This window comes from Paenibacillus sp. FSL R5-0519, from assembly GCF_037974275.1.
Lineage (GTDB): Bacteria > Bacillota > Bacilli > Paenibacillales > Paenibacillaceae > Paenibacillus.
Map to the genome: position 1 here is coordinate 1,402,538 of NZ_CP150234.1, position 23,797 is coordinate 1,426,334.

23 protein-coding genes are annotated in these 23,797 nt (G+C 45.0%); 14 read left to right on the forward strand and 9 right to left on the reverse strand.

What is annotated here, in order from left to right; genetic code table 11:
* Positions 1-12: 12 nt before the first annotated feature.
* The 3 genes from MKY73_RS06150 to MKY73_RS06160 all read right to left on the reverse strand — a co-directional run bounded on the left by MKY73_RS06150 (position 13) and on the right by MKY73_RS06160 (position 3,230).
* Positions 13-648 (reverse strand): hypothetical protein, encoded by a 636-nt coding sequence (locus MKY73_RS06150; protein WP_339306255.1) that lies wholly within the window; start codon positions 646-648, stop codon positions 13-15.
* A gap of 262 nt (positions 649-910) precedes the next feature.
* Complete coding sequence (locus MKY73_RS06155; RefSeq protein ID WP_339306257.1) at positions 911-2,233, reverse strand: amidohydrolase family protein; 1,323 nt, start codon at positions 2,231-2,233, stop codon at positions 911-913.
* Positions 2,234-2,618: 385 nt separating this feature from the next.
* Positions 2,619-3,230 (reverse strand): TetR/AcrR family transcriptional regulator, encoded by a 612-nt coding sequence (locus tag MKY73_RS06160; RefSeq protein ID WP_339306259.1) that lies wholly within the window; start codon positions 3,228-3,230, stop codon positions 2,619-2,621.
* A 249-nt stretch (positions 3,231-3,479) separates the two neighbouring features.
* Between MKY73_RS06160 and MKY73_RS06165 the strand changes: the two genes are divergently transcribed.
* The 6 genes from MKY73_RS06165 to MKY73_RS06190 all read left to right on the forward strand — a co-directional run bounded on the left by MKY73_RS06165 (position 3,480) and on the right by MKY73_RS06190 (position 8,628).
* On the forward strand, positions 3,480-4,043 hold the full coding sequence (locus MKY73_RS06165) for a papain-like cysteine protease family protein (RefSeq protein WP_339306260.1): 564 nt from the start codon (positions 3,480-3,482) through the stop codon (positions 4,041-4,043).
* Between the two features lie 15 nt (positions 4,044-4,058).
* On the forward strand, positions 4,059-4,889 hold the full coding sequence (locus MKY73_RS06170) for a hypothetical protein (RefSeq protein ID WP_339306262.1): 831 nt from the start codon (positions 4,059-4,061) through the stop codon (positions 4,887-4,889).
* 64 nt (positions 4,890-4,953) lie between these two features.
* The gene (locus MKY73_RS06175) at positions 4,954-5,454 is read left to right on the forward strand and encodes a hypothetical protein (protein ID WP_339306264.1); all 501 of its coding nucleotides are present in this window, start codon (positions 4,954-4,956) and stop codon (positions 5,452-5,454) included.
* A gap of 203 nt (positions 5,455-5,657) precedes the next feature.
* The gene (locus tag MKY73_RS06180; protein WP_339306265.1) at positions 5,658-5,927 is read left to right on the forward strand and encodes a hypothetical protein; all 270 of its coding nucleotides are present in this window, start codon (positions 5,658-5,660) and stop codon (positions 5,925-5,927) included.
* 199 nt (positions 5,928-6,126) lie between these two features.
* Positions 6,127-7,164: an ROK family protein gene (locus MKY73_RS06185; RefSeq protein ID WP_339306266.1), complete on the forward strand. Its 1,038-nt coding sequence runs from the start codon at positions 6,127-6,129 to the stop codon at positions 7,162-7,164.
* Between the two features lie 264 nt (positions 7,165-7,428).
* Positions 7,429-8,628, forward strand: a complete 1,200-nt coding sequence (locus MKY73_RS06190) for an MFS transporter (RefSeq protein WP_339308506.1) — start codon at positions 7,429-7,431, stop codon at positions 8,626-8,628.
* A 128-nt stretch (positions 8,629-8,756) separates the two neighbouring features.
* Here the strand turns inward: MKY73_RS06190 and MKY73_RS06195 are convergent, their stop codons facing one another.
* Positions 8,757-8,879, reverse strand: coding sequence for a hypothetical protein (locus MKY73_RS06195; RefSeq protein ID WP_278298672.1), 123 nt, complete (start codon positions 8,877-8,879; stop codon positions 8,757-8,759).
* A gap of 445 nt (positions 8,880-9,324) precedes the next feature.
* Between MKY73_RS06195 and MKY73_RS06200 the strand changes: the two genes are divergently transcribed.
* Positions 9,325-9,813 (forward strand): hypothetical protein, encoded by a 489-nt coding sequence (locus MKY73_RS06200; protein ID WP_339306267.1) that lies wholly within the window; start codon positions 9,325-9,327, stop codon positions 9,811-9,813.
* Between the two features lie 12 nt (positions 9,814-9,825).
* Complete coding sequence (locus MKY73_RS06205) at positions 9,826-10,107, forward strand: hypothetical protein (RefSeq protein ID WP_339306268.1); 282 nt, start codon at positions 9,826-9,828, stop codon at positions 10,105-10,107.
* A gap of 132 nt (positions 10,108-10,239) precedes the next feature.
* Here MKY73_RS06205 and MKY73_RS06210 read toward each other — a convergent pair whose 3' ends face one another.
* The gene (locus MKY73_RS06210) at positions 10,240-10,845 is read right to left on the reverse strand and encodes a DedA family protein (protein WP_339306269.1); all 606 of its coding nucleotides are present in this window, start codon (positions 10,843-10,845) and stop codon (positions 10,240-10,242) included.
* Between the two features lie 430 nt (positions 10,846-11,275).
* Here MKY73_RS06210 and MKY73_RS06215 point away from each other — a divergent pair, with 430 nt between their 5' ends.
* The 5 genes from MKY73_RS06215 (at position 11,276) to MKY73_RS06235 (ending at position 17,625) form a co-directional block, all read left to right on the forward strand.
* A complete protein-coding gene (locus MKY73_RS06215) occupies positions 11,276-11,578 on the forward strand; it encodes an AbrB/MazE/SpoVT family DNA-binding domain-containing protein (RefSeq protein ID WP_017687001.1) in 303 nt (100 codons plus the stop codon).
* Positions 11,575-11,910 (forward strand): type II toxin-antitoxin system PemK/MazF family toxin, encoded by a 336-nt coding sequence (locus tag MKY73_RS06220; protein WP_339306270.1) that lies wholly within the window; start codon positions 11,575-11,577, stop codon positions 11,908-11,910. The genes MKY73_RS06215 and MKY73_RS06220 overlap by 4 nt, the downstream gene beginning before the upstream one ends.
* Positions 11,911-12,161: 251 nt before the next feature.
* Positions 12,162-15,329 carry a GNAT family N-acetyltransferase gene (locus MKY73_RS06225; RefSeq protein WP_339306272.1) on the forward strand — a complete coding sequence of 1,056 codons (3,168 nt, stop codon included), beginning with the start codon at positions 12,162-12,164 and terminating at the stop codon, positions 15,327-15,329.
* Positions 15,316-16,194 (forward strand): TatD family hydrolase, encoded by an 879-nt coding sequence (locus tag MKY73_RS06230; protein ID WP_339306274.1) that lies wholly within the window; start codon positions 15,316-15,318, stop codon positions 16,192-16,194. Before MKY73_RS06225 ends, MKY73_RS06230 begins: the two co-directional genes overlap by 14 nt.
* Before the next feature lie 267 nt (positions 16,195-16,461).
* Positions 16,462-17,625: an iron-containing alcohol dehydrogenase gene (locus MKY73_RS06235; RefSeq protein ID WP_339306275.1), complete on the forward strand. Its 1,164-nt coding sequence runs from the start codon at positions 16,462-16,464 to the stop codon at positions 17,623-17,625.
* 131 nt (positions 17,626-17,756) lie between these two features.
* On the opposite strand, the gene MKY73_RS06240 is transcribed toward MKY73_RS06235, so the two are convergent.
* Positions 17,757-18,179, reverse strand: coding sequence for a hypothetical protein (locus MKY73_RS06240; protein ID WP_339306277.1), 423 nt, complete (start codon positions 18,177-18,179; stop codon positions 17,757-17,759).
* 325 nt (positions 18,180-18,504) lie between these two features.
* Here MKY73_RS06240 and MKY73_RS06245 point away from each other — a divergent pair, with 325 nt between their 5' ends.
* A complete protein-coding gene (locus tag MKY73_RS06245; protein ID WP_339306278.1) occupies positions 18,505-20,562 on the forward strand; it encodes a methyl-accepting chemotaxis protein in 2,058 nt (685 codons plus the stop codon).
* Between the two features lie 182 nt (positions 20,563-20,744).
* Here MKY73_RS06245 and MKY73_RS06250 read toward each other — a convergent pair whose 3' ends face one another.
* The 3 genes from MKY73_RS06250 to MKY73_RS06260 form a co-directional block, all read right to left on the reverse strand.
* Positions 20,745-21,131 carry a Rid family hydrolase gene (locus tag MKY73_RS06250; RefSeq protein ID WP_339306280.1) on the reverse strand — a complete coding sequence of 129 codons (387 nt, stop codon included), beginning with the start codon at positions 21,129-21,131 and terminating at the stop codon, positions 20,745-20,747.
* A gap of 19 nt (positions 21,132-21,150) precedes the next feature.
* Positions 21,151-22,527 (reverse strand): amidase, encoded by a 1,377-nt coding sequence (locus MKY73_RS06255; RefSeq protein ID WP_339306282.1) that lies wholly within the window; start codon positions 22,525-22,527, stop codon positions 21,151-21,153.
* A gap of 193 nt (positions 22,528-22,720) precedes the next feature.
* Positions 22,721-23,749 (reverse strand): ABC transporter substrate-binding protein, encoded by a 1,029-nt coding sequence (locus MKY73_RS06260; protein ID WP_339306284.1) that lies wholly within the window; start codon positions 23,747-23,749, stop codon positions 22,721-22,723.
* Between the last annotated feature and the right edge of the window lie 48 nt (positions 23,750-23,797).

A 23,797-nucleotide genomic window follows, 5' to 3' on the forward strand; every position in this document is an offset into this window, starting at 1 on the left:
CCTTGTTTTTTATTAAATAGGGTTGGACCAGAGCCAAGTTTCAAAGCCTCTGTAGTCAAATGATGACGCATTATACTGAGTATCCCACAATAATCCTTTATTTGTATATCGATAGTCTTCCTGAAGCACTCTGATAGCACTCTTTTGTTCATACACCCAACCGGCAGGAATTTTATACTTTTCTGTCAATGATTTCTCGAATTTTTGTCCAATTGTTCCAGACAGTTTAAATCCCACTACATCTTTAAAACCAAAATTCGTCTCACCACTTACTGTAATTGTAAATTCAGATTTAGTTGATAGCGTTCTCTCTACAGAACTTGCTGCAATATTGGAATAGCGATCCCAATCATAACTAGTGTAGTAATTTGCTTCAGCTACTTTGGTCCATGAATTTATCCCCATTGTCCCCACATCACCTGAACTAGGAACAGTAACTGGTTTCAAGTTTTTTCTTATGTTATCTTTTAGATCTTTTTCAGTAAGTAATTGTACCCCATCAATGAATTGTTTTCCACCTTTAAACTCTTCAACTGGTGGTCGATTGTTAACGGTGATTTCTGAATCTGAAGCAAGAACGGGAAGGGCTACCGACAAGGACATTACTGCGACTAAACTTAGAACTTTTATGATTTTTTTCCCAAACAAAAAATTACCTCCCAAAATATATTTAGATTTATATGTAATATTATTACTTTTATAGGTGATTAATATATAGTTCTTTAGTGCTGATTTTCCCATATATTATTAATATTTTACTATAAAGTTTATATTTACATATTTACGAGAGAGGGTGGACTTGCTACACATCTTTAAACTTATGAGAATGATAAGCTTGCTGATCCCAATAACCTGATTCAAAATGGAAAAACAATTGATCAATATACCAAGCATGATTTCACTCCTGAATTCACCAAACTGAGTTTAGAACATCGTCGACTTCTTTGATTCTTGTGACAGATGGTGTTTGAATTAGATTTCCTTTGACCATGACCATCGAGATGTCTGACAAGGCCTCGATATGTTCTAGCGGATTTTGCTCCATGATAATCAGATCGGCATGTTTTCCGATATCCACCGTCCCTGTAACATCATCAACGCCGAGGATCTTCGCATTGGTTCGGGTCACCATGTCGATGACCTGTCTATTGTTCAGGTTGGCCTGTCTCATGTAGTGATCCATCTCTCTCCACATATCATAGTGAGTCACGTAAGGCATGGCGGCATCGGTACCGATCCCAATGGTGATGTCGTTTTCGATCGCTTGTTTCACACCTTTGAGCATGGAATCATAGACGAGTCTGGAATTCTCTTTTACCGTTGCACTGACCTTCGTTACGCTGGTATCCAGTGAAGCGGATGGATAGGCGGCTTGCAGGGTGGGGATGAGTGCGGTGTAGCCATTCAGGGCATTGGGATTATTTTTGTATAAACGAATGATTTCGTCGTCCATCTCCGAACCGTGCTCGATGGTGTCGACGCCACCTTGTAGCGCAACGCGCACACCTTCGGTGCTTTCCACATGGGCTGCCACCCGCAGGCCAATCTTATGCGCTTCATCGCAGATCGCTGCAACTTCGTCCACCGTCATCTGTAAACGACCAGCTTCGCCCACCATTTTTGCATCCGTCACGCCGCCCGTCACACAGATTTTGATCAGATCTACACCGTGTTTCACATTCAGCCGTACATTTTTCCGTGCTTCCCACGGAGAATCGCCCACCAGAGCGAGGAATGGAGCGCCATGTCCGCCCGTTACACTTAGGAAAAACCCGGAGACAAGCAGATTAGGACCGACAAAATCACCGTTGTTAATCTCATCCCGCAGCTGAACGTCGGTGTAAAAGAATTCCCCCACACTGCGCATCGTGGTCACACCCGCATGGAGTGCAGTCAGCGCATTGCGTTTCATGCGTTTTTTCAAAACGTTTCTGCCGAATTTGGTATTCAGGATTCGATTATATGCAAAATTCAACATGCCTTCACTTACCGAGAGGCTAAACGGTTTACCATCTGCAAAGAGGTGTACGTGGGCGTTGATCAGGCCTGGCATTACGTATTTCCCTGAGAGGTCGATTGTTGTGTAGTGATTCGGGATAAGCAGCTCATGATCTCGGCCGATATCCTGAATTAGACCTTGCTCATTGACGAGAATGGTCATGTTTTTTTGCAGATTTCGGTTGGAGTCGCCGTGGATCAGATGGACGTTTTTTAATGCGTAAGCGGTGTTCATGTTGTGTTCCTCCTTAGAATGTGGGTGAAGCTATATAAGTTGAATGATGGGTATGTACACTTATCACTTCGATGACAGAACAACCTTCGGATCGCTGTTATCCCCAGATTTTTTGGATACCCTCTTATTAGGGGAAATCCGGTGATAAATGCGAACGCTTCGCTTCCTCTGGTTATTTCTGACCTCTCCGTTATCGTGTAAATGTAGGTTCAACTTAAATAGTTTGGTAAATAGTAAATATCCAACTTAAAAATGAATAATTAATTCATTTTTGGATCAAAAAAATAGAGCGACTTAATGTTAGATATTTTTTTGCGTGCAAACCAAGTGAAGATGACCTGACTTGCACGCTTTGTCTACCCGACATAAGTGATGAGAAGAAGCATTATTCGTTGAGGCTCTTCATGCCGTATAGTCTGTATACATACAACGCTTCGAATATTTGCTTCCGGCTATCCTCACTCATATCCCGCTTCAATAGATCCAGGTTCATGTCGATCACATTGTGCGCGAGAATGTTCAACAAGATCAAGTTCTCTTCGGTGCCAATCTCATACCGTTTATATTGGTTCTTCAGATAGGCCTTCTTGGTTTCGATCATCAGCTCAACAAGCTCGTTCTTGGCGTTGGTGTAGATCGTTCCCTTATTCTTTTCAAAGATGATGACAATTTGATTTCGGTATTTACGTAGTACATCCACCTGTTCCTGCAACAGTGCCGATTTTCGCTCGCTATCCGTTTCCTCGAACAGGGTCTGATTATCAAAGTGAATCGTCTCCACCAACACATTTTTTAGATAATCCACGAGATCCGGGGGGACGACGGTGTAGAATAGTTCCTTCTTGTTCTTGAAATAAGTATAGATATTGCCCACGGAAATATGGATCTCATCCGCGATGTTGCTCATCTTGGCATCTACATAGCCTTTTTCAAAAAAGACCTTGAGCGCCGCGTATTCAATCTCTTTCCTGACTTCGTCTTTCTTGGCTTGCACCATCGGAAACGACTCCTTAATAGTGAATGGGTGGTTCGTTATTAGGATAGATCTTTTTGGAGGGGGTGTCAAATGGTTCTGAAGAATTGGATAAGGAATAAATGAGAAATTATAGAAGAACTGAAATAGGTATTTAGTTGATGTTATTACATTTATGTAACTAAAAATGATAGTTTTTAACCAGATGAAAACATAAATACACATGTTAACATTTAATGGTGTTATATTACATATTCATAGGAGGGAATATCAGTGAAATTCAATAAAAGACTCATGAAACAGAGTTTAATTTTAGCTTCATTACTATTCTTAGTAATGGTTAGTTATGCAGGAGCTTCGGCATTAAGTCTACCTAAAGTAAAGCAAGAAAAAACGAATTGGTGTTGGGTAGCATCTAGTATCATGATTCTAAAGTTTTATGGCATTAATAATGTGTCTCAATGTGAATTCTATAAAACTGCCAAAAAGGCGAGTAGCTGTGAAAATAATACAGGATATAACTACGAATCGCAGCGAGGTATGCATACGTACGGTGTTTCATCAAATGAATATTCTGGCGCATTGGACGCAGGTACACTTTCTCAACAAGTCGTTACAAGTAGTAGACCTGTTTATGTAAATTGGCAATGGACAGCAGGAGGAGGGCATGCCGTAGTTGCTAAATGGACCGAATATTACTCCAATACTAATTACGTGAGCTACAACGATCCATGGGACGGTACTAGCAATACTATGGCATATAACAGTTTCAAAGGTGGTAGTGGTTACGATAGAAGATGGGATTCGGGACTGAAAGACATGTGGCATTATAAATAAAAAGGAGGGTCCATAATGAAAAAATATCTTATTATTCTCATAATGCTATTTTCTAATATGTTTTTGTTATCAAATGTTTATGGTGCACCAGGGTCTAATGAGGTTATTCCCTCAGAAGTAAAGGATGTTGCCATTAAAAGCATGGAATTTTTTAAGACAAAAGTATCAAGTTCACCGGAAGAGTATGGTTGGTTAGATGAAAAAGAAGTGCAACATGCAGAATTAGGAGAAGGATACCGTTTGTATTATCTCGAACCAAATAAGATAAACGATGCTGATAGTATTCTCTCAATATCGTACCCTTCTGATCAGTGGCAGTTTACTGTTTATTCAAATGGTACGCCTAAATCTTTCCTTACTGTAGGTAAAGAAAATGGTGTAGGAGAATTCAAATTAATTCAGTTTGGTGGAGATGCCTCTGATTTTGTTACTTCGATTGATAACTTTGCTAGGCTAGCCTCGCAGAAAACGGTGCAATCTAAAGAGGTAGATCCTATTATTGTTAAAGTAGGGAATGTGCGTTATTTAGTAGCTGATGTTGATAACGTAGAATATGCTTTACCCGATGTAAGTAGTCAAGAGAAAATGTTATTTACTAACGGTGTTGATAACTCTACTCTAGTTGAAGCTAAAGATACCCTATCATTCATTAAGAATGTAAAGTTACAGAGTGATCAGTTAGAAGGGATGGATAAGCCAACTGGAGGTACTAACTACAGCAATTACAATTCAAATGAAGGAAATTCATTTCTATTAAATTTTTTGATAATATTCACTTCTCTACTAATAGTTTCTTTGATTGCATACATGTATGTGATGAAAATTAGATCAAAAAAGAAAATCTAATAGTTGAAGAAGAGAGATACTGGTTACACGGTATCTTTCTTCTTCATATATGGAGGAGTGCCAAATGAATTTATTAAAAATATGTTTTGCGTGTATGCTGTTTCTCATCATTCTGACAGGCTGCAACTCTGAACCTGATGTTTTACCTGAGAATAAAGATATTCTTTATCTGAAAGAAAAAGGTTTTACTGTATATAAGGAACTAGGTGTCATCGAAACCTATACTCTTGATAAAACCAAGCTAACAGAGATGCCATATATGTTAATGTGGGGACTTCAACAAAAAGATGTCACTCCATTTTTGAACCAAAAAGTGAATTTGAAAGCTTATGCTGTAACGAACAATAGCCTCAAGGAAAAACTGAAACTAAACAACCAAGAATCATTAGAAGCCGTTCTAATGGAGACCAAGGGAGAAAAGGTAGGTGGGTATCTGATCAAAACAAACAAAGAATCTAATGAACCTACTGGGAATATCTACTCCCTTTCCGGTGAAACTCTAGAAGAGGTTACAAAACAAGATCTGCAACAATGGGAAAGTGAGTGGTTGGATAAGTATCGATAAATTAAAAGGATATTTGTAAAGAGGAACACTGAATTAACTATAGGAAGAAATGAGGGGATTTAGTTTTAAATTTCAACTTATTAATAAAACAGTGAAATTTAAGGAGAGAAGAATTTTCAGTCAATGAGTAGTAAACTGGTACGTTTTCACGTACCACATCTTTTCAATACTTATGTTACCCTCTCCTTAAAAGGAGTGGTGACATGACAAGTACCAACATCGAAGACCTGTCTTCGCAGTACGCACAACTCATCCAAAAAGAAGATGATTACGTCGACCAACTGGTGACATGCAACAAACTCATCCTAGACGCCCTGGACATTATCGCGAAGCGAGCAGGGGTCTTACACATGGACACGGTTAAACAGGCTGCATATCACCTACATGCCATGGAACAGGATCTAAACCGAAAGCTATTTGAAGTCCGACTGGAGAAGAGCATCTTGGCAAATCAAATGAGCCAGTCTACATAAAGCCACCTTAACTAAAGGACAGTACAGGATCACACAAGATGATCTTGAACTGTCTTTTTGCCTTCCCGTCCAAACGTTTTTCGTTCCCAAATAAGCATTGACTTTCCTCCCAAATCGCCCTACACTTCAATTATTAAAATACTTTTAAAAACTTTCATTGAATGGTTCGAAATGAACGAAAGGAGGCATATAACTAACGATGTTACCCACATCACACAACACTCAGCAGGTGAAGCGCATCAATGTTGAACTGGTGAAAAATACACTCCGATCCATGGGCGTAGGCACGAAGGCTTCCATTGCGAACCTGACCAAACTCAGCGTGGCGACATGCGGCACGATCCTGAATGAGTTGCTTCAGACGGGTGAGATTATCGATCTGGGTCCAGACGAATCGAGTGGGGGAAGACCCGCCAGTCGGTATCAATTTAATGCGGACTACTCGAGTGTGCTCTGTCTGATTATTCGAACGGAGGGCGGTATTCACTCAATCATGCATACATATGCCAATCTGAACGGAGAGATGGCGGACGAACAGACACTATTTTTGGATGAGATTAATGTCCCGGTGGTAGAGGATCTAATTGCAGACCTGATTGAACAACACCACAATGTGCAGGCGATTGGTATCGGCATACCCGGTGTGGCACACAACGGCGTGATTGGGATTTGCGATGTACCAGAGCTGATGTATCAGCCGCTCGGCCCAAGGCTTAAGGAGCAGTATGAAGACATGGAAGTGGTCATTGGCAACGATATGAACCTGACCGTCTACGGACTGTACAACCAGCAGCAATTTGAGGAAGAGAAGAACTTCGCGGTGGTGACGTTCCCGGAGAACCATTTTCCGGGTGCAGGCTTTATCATTGACGGTCGTCCGTTGACGGGGAACACGCAATTTGGGGGCGAGGTGTCCTTTTTACCTTTTGGCGTGTCACGGGAAGAGCAGCTGCGCATGTTGAAAACGACGGAAGGGTTGCAGGAACTCGTCACAAAGACGCTGATCTCCATCATTGCGATTATTAACCCGGCAGCGATTGTGGTAACAGGCGATACGATGGACCCGGCTATGCGGGATGACCTGTTACAGGGCTGTCTGGATCACCTGATCCCACAGGAGCATATGCCTGATTTGATTATCCAAAGAGACACTCGGCGCGAATATGTGACTGGTCTAGTCGCTGTTACACTAGAGAGCCTGACCTACCGCATTCAGGTGGTTGAGAAGCAGTGGTAAAGCTTAACCTTGCTTTCTATTTAAATTGTACAAATCATTGACACGATAACGGAGAGGGCAGAACCAATCTGAAGAACGCCTTTATCACTGTATGTTCACCTTTAGGACGATTCAAAAAAATACAGGGATAACAGCGGTCGGAAGATGGTACTGCAATCGAAGTTATAACGTGCAATCATTTTTCTGAACACAATGGAGGAACTTATTTTGAATCAGCAAGCAGGCACACAAGGCAACAAACGAAAGTTCAACAAGCTGTACGCCATGCAGCTGGCAACGATCTTTCTCGGATTTATCGTATTTGGCATATCGGAAAATATTAAGGGGCCGGCCATTCCGCGCATTCAATTCGACTTCAATCTGGATGAGAAACAGCTCGGGACGTTATTGTCCCTAAATGCACTGGGGTACCTGATCGCCTGCTCCTTTACGGCTATTTTGGTTCGCAAATGGGGCATCAAGGCGGTTAGCATTATATCGTTTGCATCGATGATCCTCTCGGGTGTGTTCATTTATGTGTCTCATACCTATCCACTCTTTGCTTCATCGTACTTCTTCATGTACATCGGTAACGGCATGCTGGAGATTGCTTTGGCGATTCTGGGTGCACGGATCTTTGTGAAAAACACAGGTACGATGATGAACCTGTCCCATTTCTTCTATGGGCTTAGTTCCACGGTGGCGCCTTTGCTGGCGACAGGGGTGATGTCGTTGAGCGTGTTCGGACACGTACTGGACTGGCGCGGCATGTATCTCGTGATGTTGTCACTCTGTCTGCTGCCAATCATTGCGGCGCTGCGCAGCAAATTTCCGGGGGATGATCTTCCTCATGAAGATCGGACCTCACTCAAAACATTAACACGTGATCCAGCCATCTGGCTGATGGTGCTCATTCTTTCTTTTGGCGTGGTATCGGAACTGGCGGTTGGGGGTTGGCTCGTTAACTTTCTGGAGAAAGCCTACACGTGGGACACGGTCAAAGCATCTGGGCTGCTCTCTGCATTCTTCCTTGCTTTCTCGCTAGGTCGTCTGCTGCTGGGTCCACTGACGGACCGAATCGGATTTGTGTTGTCGCTGATTTTGTTCTCTGCTTTCTCGGCGGTATGTACGTTTGTGGCGCTTACAGGAGGAGAGAGTCTTGCGTTCTTCTTTGCGGTATCCGGTGCAGGTATTGCGATGATCTATCCTACGGTAATGGCGTTTATCGCACGCAGATATCCAAACGGCAGTGACACGGCAATTACGTTCACGGTTACCCTGATGGGGGTCGGCAGCGTCATCGGTAACTATGTGATTGGTTGGGTCATTGAAGGTGTGAAGAATATGTACGGTCCAACGACTCAGTTGGGGTTACTGCGTGGACTTCAGGCGGGGTATGGATTCATTGGATTATGTGCTGTGATCTGTGCGGCATCGGGTGTAGTGTTGTATGTGTATTTGAGAAGAAGGCAGGAACTGATTTAGACATTGAATTAATAACATTTAATCTTAGATAGCAAACAGTTTTAAATCTGATTTTTTTACTTTTCCACATTTTTGACGAAAAGCAAAAGCAAAGAAGAGAGGGAAACATTCCCCCTCTTCTTCTTTGACTACTGGAACAGTCTCTGGATAAGGATCAGTATTAGACCCGCACTCACGCTCGTAAGCACTCCCATCACATACTGCTCCAGCCTGTCTTGCTTTTGTTGTCTTCTCTTTCTGCGTTTTCTCATACGCTACCTCCGAAAAAGAAGGCACGTATTCAATCTGGGCAGAACACGATTTTCTTTCCCCGTAGTTTTACAGGTTCCTAATGTTACTTATAATTTACGAATTTTTAATTTCTCACATTTGATCAGCCTAGAGCTAATCATACTTTTCGCTCATGACGAGTGCATTACCAATTTCTTGGTTTTTTATTGTCCGTTTTGGAATACATATTAGTGTCCCATAATAGACTTTCTCCTACTGTGCTGCAATAGTTAAGAATACTTGCCTTGAGTTAGAATCAGTGGTCACTAATTCTTCTATAGTTTATACTAAATTCCCCAGTTGAACAATGACTCTCGATCGTTTCTTTATGCTCAGATACAAAATTTAAAGTAACAAATGGAATACAATGTTCTACTAAAATTAGATATAATGAATTCAATTAACGATTGAGCAAGGGGAGATTGAATGCCACAATGGCAGCTAAAACATAGGAGTGGCGAATTATATCCAGCTAAATTTGAGGTTTTGAAAGTAAACGAAGCAAGAGCACTTAAGAATCAAGGATGGGAGCAAACGTTTGATTGGTCACTATACATAGGTTCACAACATCCAGCCACTCCGTATAAGCTTCTCGTAGTTGGTAATAACAATATTCAAGGAGCAATTGCTTATCAGATTAAAGATGATCATATCTTTGTTGATCTTTTGGAGAACGCTCCCTTTAATCGCTACAACCATCCCAATCGTGAATTTGTAAACTCCACTGATGTACTTCTTGGGGAAGCTTGTTTGCAGAGTTTTATACATAAGAAAGATGGTTTTGTTTCCTTCATACCCAAATCAAGATTATATCCTTACTATACTCAAAGGTTTAATGCTAAACGTGGTGGGCTTGGTTTAATGTATCTGGATACTGTTGCTGCGTTACGATTAATTGAGTTATACTATGTATAAGGAGATGATCTCATGGAAAGACAACTCAAAAAAACTTTCAGAAGTCTCTCTCCACAAAAGAAGCGACTTTATGCTTCACGTACTGCCTTAGGCATTCGAAGAACAAGAAAGACTTCAGATAGTGTAATGATTGTACCACCACCGATAGGGACAGAACGCTCTATAGAGCTTGAAATGAAAAGGATACGTGAGGCTTACAGGGATGACCTCGGTACGGTAGGTTACGAAAAACATATAGATAAAGCAAATCAAGACTTTAAGTCTATAATGGATAAAAAAGGAATCCGCATATAGTGGATTCTTCTTTTTTTTCCTAAACAAAAGCCCTGCTGATCCTTACGATCGCGGGGCTTTACATGTATTCTTATCAGTCAGTGAGTAACAAGCACCGCGGACTTCTCATCTCAATTTCTTACCTCACCAAGCCTATGACTTGTTCAAAGCCGCTCTTCTTTTCCAACGTTTCAACAGCACATACAATCCGAATCCGCCCAAGAAAACCACCGCTGCCGGAACGATGTAAGGTTTAACAATCTCATCCACGTGCTCCCATTGAGAGCCCAATTTGAAGCCTAAGTAGATGTATAATGAGGTGATCGGAAGCATGGCCAGGAATGTAAAGAGACTGAATTTAAATACATTCATCTTCGCCATTCCACAAGGGATGGAGATGACGGTCCGAATGCCGGGGACAAAACGACCATAGAAAGCGACCCCGCTGCCATATTTCTCGAAGAACGTATCGGAGGCGTCCAGATGATGAGGTTTAATCAAGAAAAACTTGCCGTATTTTTCGACCATCGGTCTGCCGCCGTACCGTCCTAGGGCATATAACGTCAGAGGGCCAAACGTTCCACCTACAGTACCCGCCAGGATAGCTAGCCACAGCTTCATATCTCCAAGGTACACCCAATATCCAGCCATGGGCAGCACGAGTTCAGCGGGTACGAATTCAAACGACAAGGCAATAACGAGACCTGCGTACGACAAGTCTTTGAAAAAAAGTATAAATTGCGTGATCCACTCCGTCATGCTTTCCCTCCACAAATCTATCTATTTTTATAGTTTAGAAACACTCCTATACCAAGAGTAACAATAGCCAATAGAGCTTGTCAAAACTCACACGCATATCCGATTCAGCCCGTCACGGCGGGATATGTTAGGTCATACATAAGCGATATCTCATTCGACATGCGTTGAGCAGGCGGTTGATCTTCGAACAAGATGAACTCCATATCACCCTGCCCCTAACACCAATATAACACTCTGAAAATGATTCCAAATATAGCGTAATAAAACTATAACTAGCTTCTTCACCATCCTGTACATAAAGAGAAGGAGATCAAGACATGACCGAAACTCCAATGATCGACCAGATCCATATTATGATTAAATACAATGTATCCTTTTATTGTTTCATGTATATCTTATAGATATACAACTGTAGGGAGGTGAGGTATAATTGGAGCATCAATCAAACGAAAGGCGTGGGATTGCCATGACTACAGCCACACTTAGCAAATGGGGAAATAGCAGTGCAATTCGCATTCCTAACCAATTGCTTAAGCGTCTTAACCTGGAAGAAGGCTCGGAAATCGAGATTTTGGTGACAGAAGATAATGAATTGTTGTTGCGTCCAAAGACCAAGCCTGTAGAGTCCAATGAGGAGCTACGCAACCATCTAAAGACTTTGCTCTCTAAAGTGAAACAGGATACAAGACATGAAGAAATAGACTTTGGAACTGAAGGGAACGAGTTACTTTGATTATTCCCAAGCGAGGCGATCTGATATGGCTTGACTTTGATCCTCAAGCGGGTCATGAGCAGGCCGCTAGACGACCGGCAATAGTTCTATCTGAACTTGAATTCAATGAAATAACGGGTTTTGCCGTTGTATGTCCCATAACGAGCCAAGCCAAGGATTATCCTTTTGAAGTTACACTACCAGAAGACCTACCATTTTCAGGTGTTGTTTTGACGGATCAGTTGAAGAGTCTTGATGTGCGGCAACGACATATCCAAATTGCGGGGCATGCCGAACCAACCTCTGAATTTATGAAATCAGTTCTACGCAATGTCCGTTCTATATTGGCATAATTGAAAATTAGTAGCTGATCATATTCCTAAATCCACGTCTAACTAAAAGACATGGATTTTTTCTTTCATATCTAAATAGCTTCTCTAAATAGCCTTGTCCATCCTTGACGCTTCGGATAAGAGCTTCCGAAAGGCACTTATAAGTTGATAAGAAAGATTTTTAATCCTCTGAAAATGCTTCCAATTATAGTATGATAAGACTATCACTAGCTTCTTCACCATCCTGTACATAAAGAGAAGGAGATCCGAACATGACCGTAACTTCGATTATCGATCCAATTCACATTATTGAATACGATCCCTCTTACGCTGCCGCACTCGCAGATATGTGGAACCGCAGTAATGAGAGCTGGGGAGGTGGCACCAACCTTAGAACAGAGGAAACGGTTCGCCGCGAGATGGAGAGTTCGTCCAATCTTCACGCATTTCTAGCCGTTCACGGGAAAGAGGTTGTTGGCTTCTGTAGTTTTGCTCACTACCGCTATGACGAGAGAGCGTTATATGTACCGCTGCTTAACGTACGCCCCGACTATCACGGGTATAAGGTCGGACGCAACCTGATCCTGAATGCTGTGCGCAAGACCGTAGAGGCCGGATGGCCCCGTCTGGATCTGTTCACATGGGCAGGCAATACGAAGGCTGTACCAATGTACAAGAAATGCGGATTCTTCTGGGAGAAAAAAGATGAGAATGTGCATCTGATGAATTTCATTCCCACCATCTTGCAGACCGAAGCACTCGCTCCTTATTTTGAGGAGCTGGATTGGTATGCAGACAGCACGCGTGAACTCGTCGTCGAGCCAGATGGCCGACGGGAGCGTGGTTTTGATTTCTTTGACTATACGTGGAAAAAGGGAGATGTCGCCCTGCGGGCTGAGTTTGAAAAGTCGGGTCGCGGGCTGACTGCCCTCGAAACACCGGATTACGAAATCTCCACAGAGGTTGACGATCATGATCTGGTATTCGGTTCCAGTTATAAGGTTCGCTATCGCATTAAGAACACTTCTGCGTCCGAACTGGCGGTTGAGATCAAGGGTCAGGATAACAAAAACATTCGATTTGCGCTGGATGCTGCACGAACAGTCGCTCCGGGAGAAACCATTACCGTGGAAGGTGAGTTTCACCTTGATCCGATTACAGAGGAACAGAATAACAATAAGACCCATCCCGTTGTTGCCAGCACATGGTTGATCGGTGGGAAGAAAGCGGAGTTCAGGTTAGGTATTGCCCCGAAATTCCCGGCCAAGATCAAGACCGTCTTGCCCGTAAAAGAGCTCTATCCAGGTATCCCGGCGGAGTTGGTTCTAAATGTGGAAAATAATGTGGATGCCGAAACGGAGTTCAGCCTGAACCTGCCTGAGGATGAATTCCTTGAATGGGCGGAGCGTTCGATACGCTTTACGGTGCCTGCCAAAGGCAAAGTGTCTGTGCCAGTACGCTTCACCTTGCGTTCATATGGGCTATATTTCCAAGAAGTAGAAGTGACGGCTGTCCCCGTGGGGAACCATGCGATATCTTTTACAAGCAAAATTTCTGTCCTGATGAAGGGGATCGAGGGCAAATATGGCGGGCAAATTGAGGATCAATGGGTGGCCGTCAATGGCGCATTCTCGCTCCATATGAACAAGCATGATAACGTCATGTGGATTGAATATCCCGGTTCCCGTCATTCATTCTGGTGGACTTATCCGAAGCTGGGTAAGCCGTTTGCTGAAGAGTTATCCAAGAAACAAGCCAAAGAAGTGAATATTTATCCCGAAGGGGAACGTCAGGTTCTCGAAGCACGGTATGACTCGGAGGACTTCCCGGGCTTACAGATTAAGTCCGTGGTCAAGCTGTCTGCGAATGGAATCGCCGAATTCCACCACGAAGTTGAAAATACACGAGATACTGCCTGGGAAGAGGACCTGTATCTAATGAATAACTTCGGGTTCTATGGTAACAGGTTGATCCTTCCTTATCAGGGGCGCTTCGTGGATATGGGTGATGATTATGCGGGTGATCCGAACCATTGGAATAGCTCACAGATTACGGAGAACTGGCTGTTCTGCAAAGAAGAGTATGGCGCGTGCGGCATCTATTGGGACCCTTCCCTGAAGCTTCTTCGTCCGGAATACACGCTGGGGTTGCAGCATGAACTGGGACGTTTGGAGGCAGGGGCTGTAGCACGAACCAAGGAAACGGTGTTTGCTCTGAACACGTTTGCCAAATGGCATGATTTCCGTGCATTTGCCCGGAAGCAGCGTAACCCGGTCATTCCTTTGCTGGACAGTCATCTGGATCTGACACTGAGTGAAGGGAATTCATTTGCCCCGGATGTGCTGCAAGCAACGTTGACTGAACATAAACTGGTTCCGCTTGCGGGCAAGCTGGAGCTGTATGTGCAGCAGGGTAGCGAACCGGAGGTTATGGCAAAAGCGAAGGAATTCAATCCGGAGCAGAATCTAAACTCCGCCAAACTGACATTTTCACCGGACGAAGTGGATCGCCAACAGCACGTGAGTGGTTGGAAAGTTCGTGGGGTCTATCGGGGCGAAGATCGGATTCAGGAGCGAACGTCTCTTTGGTTCCCGCAGAGTGGAACAGAGGTGAAGCAAACGCTGGATGAAAGTTCAGCTGGCTCTGTGTACACCGTAGACAATGGAGTAATATCGATCGCCGTTGCTCCAGCATTCGGGAGTGTAGTACACTCTCTGAAAGTTGCAGGAGAAGAATGGCTGGATAGCTCGTACCCTGAACCGGCCCCACGCTCGTGGTGGAATCCATGGTACGGCGGACTGGGAGTGGCGATCCCGGGCATGAATGGTTTCAGCCGTCAGTTGGAACAGAGAGTCGCTTCCTGGACGGAGCAGAAGGATGAATACGGTAACGTCTGGAAGGGCATTAAGCTGACCACCCGGATTGAGAAGCATGAAGCGAATCGGGGAATCACAATTCACCAGCATTATCTGATGCTGCCAGGCGTTCCTGTGCTCTGCACGCTGCTTGCCGTGACCAACGAAAGTGGCCACACGCTAACGAATTATTCGATTGCGGAGGACCGTTTCCTCCAGCCATCCTCTGTATTTGCGGAAGGATGGATAGAGCAACCGGGTAAAGATCGATTCCCATTAGGCAAAGTAGATATCGGCCTGCCACTGGAAGACCTTTTGCGAGTCGGATCGGTTTCGCGTGAGAACATGCTGCATGCCGTCCATCGTTACCCGAATCAGAGTGCATGGGCTTTTGCCAATAATCAGGTGACGGGTTTGAACGTGAATCATCATCTGACACTCCATCAGGGAGAAACGGTCTGGACGGAGCCGACCTATCTGGTTCTGGGACCCATCCCGCTGAGTCCAGCGGATGTGCATGACCTTCTGAAACTGAATTTTGCAACTTCTACCGAGGAAAAGGAGGCTTCACATGCCGATCATTGATATTCACATTCATCTGTCGGACATCGACAGCTTTCACCGAACAGCAATTGATCTGTCCAAAGTGGATTATTCTGCCGCTGGTCTTAAAGCGGAGTTTGATAAAAACGATGTCATTCTGGGCATTGGAATGGGGGTTACGGAGCAGACCAAGGGAGCGTTCCCGGATTCCAGTTCCCCCAACCCGATGGGGCTTGATTTGGAGGAAAAGGTTCCGTCATTCCTCATGGAGTGCGTGGGCATTAATCCGAATGCGCTGGATGGAAAAAATGCTCAGGATGAGCTTGACCGGATTGAAGCTAGACTGCAATCCCCTGAGGTAGCCGGAATCAAACTTTATGCCGGATATTATCATCACTATGTCTACGACAAAATCTATACCCCGGTCTATGAACTCGCAGCCAAGTACAACTTGCCTGTTGTGATTCATACAGGAGACACATACTCCATGAACGGGTTACTCAAGTATTCGCATCCACTGACGGTGGATGAATTAGCCTTTCAGCAGCGCGGTGTGAATTTCATGATCTGTCATCTGGGTGATCCCTGGGTGATGGACGCAGCTGAAGTAGTGGCGAAGAATCCGAACGTGTATGCAGATCTGTCAGGTCTTGTGGTGGGGGATCGGCCTCATTTTGAACGGTTCATGAACGAACCTCTGTTCATGGATCATTTCCGCCGGGCCTTGGTCTACTCGGATCATTACGAGAAAATGCTGTTTGGCACTGACTGGCCGCTTGCGCCCATCGATCTGTATGCTGAATTCGTCCGCCGACTTGTACCGGAACAGCATCATGATAAAGTCTTCTACGAGAACGCCTTTGGACTGTTTCCACGAATTGCACAGCGGATTGCCGATCTCGGTTAGAGCCTAAGTACCGAAATCTTAATATCTGAGGGGATGTAAGCCATGCACTTCAGTCATGGAATTCGTGGTTCATGGTGAATCCCTGTGATGTAGCTCCTGCCATTTTGCTGGCAGGAGCTTTTTTCTTCAAGAGAAAAACCGTATTTAACCCTGATAGGCTCCATACTTATCCTTGAACTCCTTCTTGTAGGTATTTGTTTTTACGAATAAAGAGAACTATAATGATGGATGCACAAAATTTCAGACTTCTTTGGAGGAACATGCGTAATGAGATCTTTTCAGTTTTATAATCCGACCCGGCTGATTTTTGGCAAAGGGCAACTTCAAGCATTACAGACCGAAGTTCCAAAATACGGAAAACGCATTTTGCTTGTATATGGTGGTGGAAGCATCAAACGCAGCGGGCTGTACGATCAGGTAATCAGCCAGCTGAATGAAATCGGAGCAGAGGTTACGGAACTGTCCGGTGTAGAACCAAACCCACGTCTGTCTACGGTTCACAAGGGCGTAGATTTATGCAGAACACATCACATTGATTTGGTTCTTGCGGTCGGCGGCGGCAGTGTACTGGATTGCGCTAAAGCCATCGCAGTAGGGGCCAAATACGATGGAGACATGTGGAATGTTGTTGTGCGTGAAGCAACTCCGCAGGGTGGACTCCCACTGGGTACAATTCTGACCATGGCAGCAACAGGCTCCGAGATGAACAACGGTTCAGTAATAACCAATCAGGACACGCAGGAAAAATGGGCATGGTTTAGCGAGTATTCTTTCCCGGCGTTCTCCATTCTCGATCCGGAGTACACATACACCGTACCACTGGATCAGACCGTATACGGCATGGTGGACATGATGTCGCATGTGTTTGAACATTATTTCCATCTGGATACAAATACCCCGGTTCAGCTTGGGTTCTGTGAGACGATTCTCCGTACCGTTATTGATACGGCCCCGCGCCTGATCAAAGATCCGGAAAACTATGAACTGCGTGAAACCATTCTCTACTGCGGAACTATGGCACTGAATGATGTCCTGAATATGGGGCTTGCCGGGGACTGGGCATCTCACAATATTGAACATGCCGTGTCGGCTGTCTATGACATTCCGCATGGGGGAGGCCTTGCGATCCTCTTCCCGCACTGGATGAAGCATAATCTGGATGTGGATGTAAGTCGATTCAAACGTATGGCCGTTAATGTATTTGATATCAATCCTAATGGAAAATCAGACAAACAAGTGGCTGAAGAAGGCATCGAAGCCCTGCGTAATTTCTGGACTTCGATTGGTGCTCCTAGCCGTCTGGCTGATTATGATATCGACGATAGCCAGATTGATGTGATGGCTGATAAAGCAATGCGATTCGGTCCATTCGGATTCTTCAAGAAATTGCAGCGTGAAGATGTCGTGCAAATCTATCAAGCCGCACTGTAATTAAAATTCACTTAAATAGTGAATGTAATAAACAAGGACCTTCCTGTACGATTGAGGAAAGTCCTTGTTTTTATTTTAACATCATTTATGTACCTTTAACGGTATATTCAAGATCATATCTTGCGAGCACTTTAAGATTGTTCAACCGTTTCATCATTACCACCAGTATACATCCGTTTCAGATACAACTTGCTTGGACGGTGCAAGAGCACGATGAGCAGGGCGAAGAGATGGATTAGGATGAACAGGTTACTTTCATTGGGAATAGCAACAAGTAGCGCCAAACTTAGAAATGTCACGGTGAGCTTGAACTTTCTCTTGGTAATGAATATAACGGCGAGCAGGTTTGGTCCAATCATAAACAACATTCTGCCTACGATTACGCCAGAGGCGTAAGCCAGATCATCCCCTTTGCGTGAGAAAGCAAGATATGCCTCCATGTTCTGGTTAAAATCGATGAGGAACACAATAAAGGACAACATCACGTAGATCAATTTTACACTTAATAAAATGCGCACGACATTTAAAAGTGTGGGTAAAGCTGTTTTTACCATATCACTTCTCCTCTTCTACTTCGAACCTATATGATGGATTGTACTCCTATTCCTATTCCCCTTCAATGAATCTTCCTTTTCCTTCACGATATGTATTTCATACATTAACCGATGATGTGGATGTCATATTTTGTATTAACCCAAAGTCTACATTTTCCAATCGTCAACACCGATCCTGTACCTACAGTTATCCGCTTCCAAAGAATAAGGAAAATATTTTTGAAAGCGTTTTCTATACTGGGCGTTTATTTAATCACAACCGATATAAAGTTAACCCATATTATATGGGACACAACAAGAATGAGGATGGATGGTGAATGTATTCATGTTTTTTGCAAAAGCGAGGCAACGCTTGACCAACATGTCTTTTCGGTTCAAATTGCCAATGATGATCAGTATTCTGGTCTGCATCGTACTGGCCGTGACGGCAGTACTGTGTTACAAAGTGGCAGAGCAGATCACACTGGACAAAAGCAAGGATGAGATCCAGTCGACTTCTGACCGGATTGGAGCAGGTTTATTTACTTCATTAAGTCTGGAGGAGCAGTCCACGTTTCTAATCACAACACATCGGACATTCCAAGATTTGCTGGAGATTCGAGATACAGCAGGACAGAGTGATGACGCGTTTTTTTCAGAAAATAGCGAACTGGTGAACAAGGCCAATGGCATATTGGCAGACAGCCTGACAGGAATGGAGGGCAGTAGCGTTCTAATTCTCCTGGATCGGGAAGGCGTTGTGGTTGCAGCAAACAATCCGGAAGTCGTCGGTGGGGAACGTGCCACACGCACGTATTTTCAACAGGCGCTTCAAGGGCAAAATTTTGTCAGCGAAGGTGTGATCTCCGAATCTCTGGGAACGCTGGGGACCGTCTTTGCAATGCCGATCTACGATGATAATAAGGAAGTGAAAGGCGTGCTTGCGACGACTGCCTCGACCTCATTTTTCGTCAATCAGTTACAAAACGTCAAGATTAACGAAGAAGGAAAAGTTATTATTCTGGATCGGTTAGGCATGGTTATTTTTAATTCAGCAGATGAGAAAATGATTGGTCAGAAGATGGATTCCTCTGAGTATCAGTCGCTGATTGATCTGCCTGCCAATGAGCAGTTGCAACAAGGGGAGGCGAGCACAGAGGAGAAAGTGGTGTTCTACTCCAAAATTCCGAAATCCGATTGGACTGTCATTGTGGAGGATACGTATGAAGATGTGAAGAAGCCGCTGACAGGTATGGCGAATCAAATGTACATTGTTCTGTTCAGTGCTATTGCGGTGTCGATCATTGCAGGCATCCTGATCTCGCAACTGGTAACCAGACCGATTAGCCGAATTACACTGTTGTTCAAACAGTTGGCCGGCGGAGACCTGACTGTACAGGCACAAGGCAAATATACCGGAGAGTTCAAAGAACTGGCAGACAGCTTTAACACGATGGCCGAAGGGAATAAACAGCTGATCTCCAGCATGAACCATTCCATCGGCATCCTGAATACAAGTACGACGGAGCTGGAAAATTCCACTCAGCAAACCTCGACCACGATTGCCGAAACAACGACAACAGCATTTGAGATTTCGCGAGCTATGGAGTCCCAGGCGAACGATACGGAAGCCATAGTAGACAAATTCATGAATGTTGGTAACAAGATTGAGAACGTAAATGAGATGTCGCAATCCGTTATGCTCAAGGCAGATGAAATTACGGATGCATTCAAAAATAATCATGAAGTTATTGATGCGCTCATTGCAGTGAACGGGCAGAACGAGATTGAAGTTGGCAACATCTCCAAAATTACAGTGCAACTCGCTGAAAGCTCCTCGGGCATTCACCAGATCACAGGTACGATTGCCGAAATTGCGAATCAGACAAAATTACTTGCGCTGAATGCTTCCATTGAGGCTGCAAGAGCGGGTGAGCAAGGACGCGGCTTCGCCGTGGTTGCTTCCGAGATTCGCAAGCTGGCAGAGCAGACGACAGCACAATCGGAGGATATCAACCGAATTGTCATGCAGACCATTAATCACGTGGAACAGAATAACCGAAGTGTTCATGCTATTGAAGCGATTGCGGAGCAGCATAAGAGCAGTGTGAGCCAGACCAAGGAGACATTCAATTTTGTCACTCAGAATATGAATGAGATGATGAGCCAGGTCCTGGCCATTGCCACGGAGATCCAATCCATTGAACGTGATAAGGATGACGTCATTGGAGCTGCACAGAATCTGTCCGCTTCCGGGGAAGAAGTATCCGCATCTGTGGAAGAAGTCACTGCGACGATGCAGGAGCAGTCCGGTATGACAGAACATTTGGCAGATATGGTGCAGAGAATTGATGGACTGACCAAACAACTTGCTGAAGAATCATCCCGCTTCAAAATAAAGTAGCATAGCAGCCTGCGTAGTGAGAAGCAGTATAGCTACTCTGTGAGACACAGTGTAGAGTTTCTTCAGTTTACGCAGTTAAATGAATACGAAAGAAACCCGTTTCTCCTAAGAGAACCGAGTTTCTCCGACAATGTGAGCATCTGTACCTATCGTAGGGTACAGGTGCTTTTGTGTGTGATGCGCTACTCTCCTCGAATGGATGGCGCATACGCCAGCGCTTCCATCTCAATTAAATAAGGGCCTAACCCGCTGAATACGGTCATGCGTGCGGGATAGGGCTGCTTAATCATTCGTGCATAGACTTCGTTGTATGCGGGCTGATCCTCCACTCGTGCCAGATGAGTCGTTACCTTCACGATATGATCCAGTGTAAGTCCGGCTTCTTGCAGGATCACCTCAATATTACGAATGCATTGTTCCGTCTGCTCCTTAATGCCGCCGATGGGCTCAAGCGTCTGTGGATCAACGCCTACCTGACCTGCGACGTAGAGCAAATCTCCTGCGCGGACAGCATGGGAGAAAGGAAGCGGGAACCTGGGTGCTGCACTTGCATGTATGATGGTAGACATAGTAGATGTCATTCCTTTCCTAATAAGTGTGTATATTTGGTGTTAACTGATGCCAGTTCGTAGCCTGCTGATAATGATGAGCGATGGACAACAGGCGGTCTTCTCCCATGAGCGGGCCGGCAAGCTGCATGCCGATAGGCAGTTGCTTCCCTGAGGAAGTATCGAACCCGATGGGAACCGTAATGGAGGGTAGCCCTGTATTGGTGAATGGGCCGTTGAAAATGGGACTACCTGTCTTGTAGCCATAGGGGGCCACATACGGCGTTGATGGAGTCAATAACACATCCACTTCATCGAAAAGCATCATCATCTCGCTGCGGAATATCGTTCGAATGCGCTGTGCCTGCAAATAATCAACGGCACTCGTCTGGTAGCCAAGTTCAAGCTGCTCCCGCATCGTGTGACCGTAGCGATCGGAGGCTTCCGCAAAGCGTTCCTGATGGAAGGCAGCGGCTTCTGCCCGCATAACCGTACGATGAGCAGCAATGGTCTTTTCCATATACGAAGGCAGATCAACTTTCTTCCATTGCATGCCCAGCTTCTCAAGTACAGCGAGTGCCGACTCTACCGCTAACAAGATCGCCGGTTCATCGGTCTGGAAGAAGTTGCTTGGTAGCCCGATCACCATTCCGGAAACAGGATGCTCAAGATTATTGGTTAAATCGGGCTTGCCATAAGGAAGCGTGAAGGAGTCCAGCTCATCTTCCCCGGCCATCGCTTCCAGTACGATCGCGTTATCTTGTGCGGATCGAGTGAAAGCGCCGATATGATCCAGGCTCCAACTGGCTGTGATGACACCGTTACGGCTTACCCTGCCGTAAGTGGGTTTCATACAGGTTAATCCGTTGTAAGCTGCGGGTCTGAGCAAAGATCCAAAGGTCTGCGTTCCGAGTGTGAAGGAGGCCATGCCAGCCGCTACAGCAGCGGCGGAGCCTGAACTGGAACCGCCTGGGGTATGTTCTAGATTCCACGGGTTGCGGGTTGGCGGTTCTCCTCCCTGGAAGGCATATTCCGTCGTTGTTGTCTTGCCGAGCAGGATCGCGCCGGCAGCCTGCAACTTATCAATCACAGTTGCATTCGTCTCTGGGATGAAGTCAGGATAGGTATTCGATCCGGCCGAGGTACGTATGCCGGCGGTATGGATAATGTCTTTGGCTCCATATGGAATGCCATGCAGAGGACCGAGATATTCGCCATTCATCAGCTTGCGCTCAGACTCTCTTGCGGCCTGTAAAGCCTGTTCGGCTGTAACTGTAACGAAGGCTTGCACAGCAGGCTCTACGTTCTCAATGCGATTCAAATAGGACTCTGTAAGCTCAACAGGAGATATCGTCTTGTTTTTAATCCATGTTGCGGCTTCAGCAATCGTCAGCTCGTTCAGTGGTTTGGTAATCATCGGAGAGGCACCCTCCTATGCGGAGCATTGGGACCGACTTCTTCTGGCAACTTGAAACCTCGAATGAGCTCCAAGTCAGCTGTAAATAGATCAAGTTCCTCGCTGGTAATAACTCCGTTCGTGTATTTCGCACTTTCCGTACGGCGGTGTGTGAGATAGTCGTCCTGTTTCAGAGTAATCACCCTTTCTCTCTCTATTTGGTGAAGCTTGAATCGATAATGTCCTCGTAAGCGAGGTCTTCCTTCAGATTGCCGATGAAGCGCTGCATATCGATTGCGGTGTTAAAAGCTGATTCGTTGATGAGCCCCTCAGCAGGGTATACCTTGCTGTCAATCATACGTTGTACGGCTTGTTCCACGACTTCTTTGTCCAGATTAGGGAACTCCTTCACAGCGACTGCTTTGGCACCATCAGGATTGGATTGAATATAGTCCAGGGCTTGCTCGATAGAGGTGACGAAGCGCTGGGTGAGGTCAGGATTCTCCTCAATGAAGCTTGCGGTTGTATTCATCGTTGCAAAGGCGAAGTCAGGATAATCTTTCGTGAAATCATGGACAATGTGCAGCCCCTCAGCAACGCCTTGATCCAGTTGGGGTTCGTAAACGATAGCAATATCGGCTTTGCCTGCTAATACAGTACCAAGTTCGGAGCCGTTCTGAACCTCAGTGATCGTCACATCCTTGTCGATATCAATGTTGTTGTCAGCGAAAAGCTTCCGCAGTAAGCTGTTGGAGCTTGTGGGTGCCAAACCTACAACAATGGTTTTACCTTTGAAATCCGCTGTTGTGCCCACCGTTACTCCTTCTCGTGCAACCGCCCATACAGGAGCACTGCCGGACAGAAGGACCAATGAACGAGCATCTCCACCCTTGGCATTCGCGAATGCGACATGCTCCGGACCGTGGAATGAGAATGCGGACTCGCCTGAGATGACCGATGACAATGCTGTTGGTCCACTTCCTGCAGCACGGATGGAGGATAGCTCAATGCGATTCTCCTCTAAGAATCCTTGGTTATTCGCTACATAGAGCGGAAGGTAGAGCAGATTGTGATACACCTCGGACACCATGATTTTATCCACCTTCGCAGTATCTTGCCCCTCATTACTGGATGTACCTCCGCCATTTGCAGGTGTTGCGGCATTGCTTCCGCAAGCGCTTAGCAGTGTGGTCAATATCATCGTCATCGTTGCCAGAATAGCTATCTTTTTGAATGTACGCATTAGTCACCAGGCCCCTTTAATGGTTGTAGTTAAGTTAGTCGTTGCGGG

What these genes read in the sequence shown, in the direction of transcription:
- MKY73_RS06155 (WP_339306257.1), bottom strand. Translation starts at nt 2,233, where the DNA reads ATGAACACCGCTTACGCATTAAAAAACGTCCATCTGATCCACGGCGAC.
- MKY73_RS06160 (WP_339306259.1), bottom strand. Translation starts at nt 3,230, where the DNA reads ATGGTGCAAGCCAAGAAAGACGAAGTCAGGAAAGAGATTGAATACGCG.
- MKY73_RS06170 (WP_339306262.1), top strand. Translation starts at nt 4,059, where the DNA reads ATGAAAAAATATCTTATTATTCTCATAATGCTATTTTCTAATATGTTT.
- MKY73_RS06175 (WP_339306264.1), top strand. Translation starts at nt 4,954, where the DNA reads ATGAATTTATTAAAAATATGTTTTGCGTGTATGCTGTTTCTCATCATT.
- MKY73_RS06180 (WP_339306265.1), top strand. Translation starts at nt 5,658, where the DNA reads ATGACAAGTACCAACATCGAAGACCTGTCTTCGCAGTACGCACAACTC.
- MKY73_RS06185 (WP_339306266.1), top strand. Translation starts at nt 6,127, where the DNA reads ATGTTACCCACATCACACAACACTCAGCAGGTGAAGCGCATCAATGTT.
- MKY73_RS06190 (WP_339308506.1), top strand. Translation starts at nt 7,429, where the DNA reads ATGCAGCTGGCAACGATCTTTCTCGGATTTATCGTATTTGGCATATCG.
- MKY73_RS06195 (WP_278298672.1), bottom strand. Translation starts at nt 8,879, where the DNA reads ATGAGAAAACGCAGAAAGAGAAGACAACAAAAGCAAGACAGGCTGGAG.
- MKY73_RS06200 (WP_339306267.1), top strand. Translation starts at nt 9,325, where the DNA reads ATGCCACAATGGCAGCTAAAACATAGGAGTGGCGAATTATATCCAGCT.
- MKY73_RS06205 (WP_339306268.1), top strand. Translation starts at nt 9,826, where the DNA reads ATGGAAAGACAACTCAAAAAAACTTTCAGAAGTCTCTCTCCACAAAAG.
- MKY73_RS06210 (WP_339306269.1), bottom strand. Translation starts at nt 10,845, where the DNA reads ATGACGGAGTGGATCACGCAATTTATACTTTTTTTCAAAGACTTGTCG.
- MKY73_RS06225 (WP_339306272.1), top strand. Translation starts at nt 12,162, where the DNA reads ATGACCGTAACTTCGATTATCGATCCAATTCACATTATTGAATACGAT.
- MKY73_RS06230 (WP_339306274.1), top strand. Translation starts at nt 15,316, where the DNA reads ATGCCGATCATTGATATTCACATTCATCTGTCGGACATCGACAGCTTT.
- MKY73_RS06235 (WP_339306275.1), top strand. Translation starts at nt 16,462, where the DNA reads ATGAGATCTTTTCAGTTTTATAATCCGACCCGGCTGATTTTTGGCAAA.
- MKY73_RS06240 (WP_339306277.1), bottom strand. Translation starts at nt 18,179, where the DNA reads ATGGTAAAAACAGCTTTACCCACACTTTTAAATGTCGTGCGCATTTTA.
- MKY73_RS06245 (WP_339306278.1), top strand. Translation starts at nt 18,505, where the DNA reads ATGTTTTTTGCAAAAGCGAGGCAACGCTTGACCAACATGTCTTTTCGG.
- MKY73_RS06250 (WP_339306280.1), bottom strand. Translation starts at nt 21,131, where the DNA reads ATGTCTACCATCATACATGCAAGTGCAGCACCCAGGTTCCCGCTTCCT.
- MKY73_RS06255 (WP_339306282.1), bottom strand. Translation starts at nt 22,527, where the DNA reads ATGATTACCAAACCACTGAACGAGCTGACGATTGCTGAAGCCGCAACA.
- MKY73_RS06260 (WP_339306284.1), bottom strand. Translation starts at nt 23,749, where the DNA reads ATGCGTACATTCAAAAAGATAGCTATTCTGGCAACGATGACGATGATA.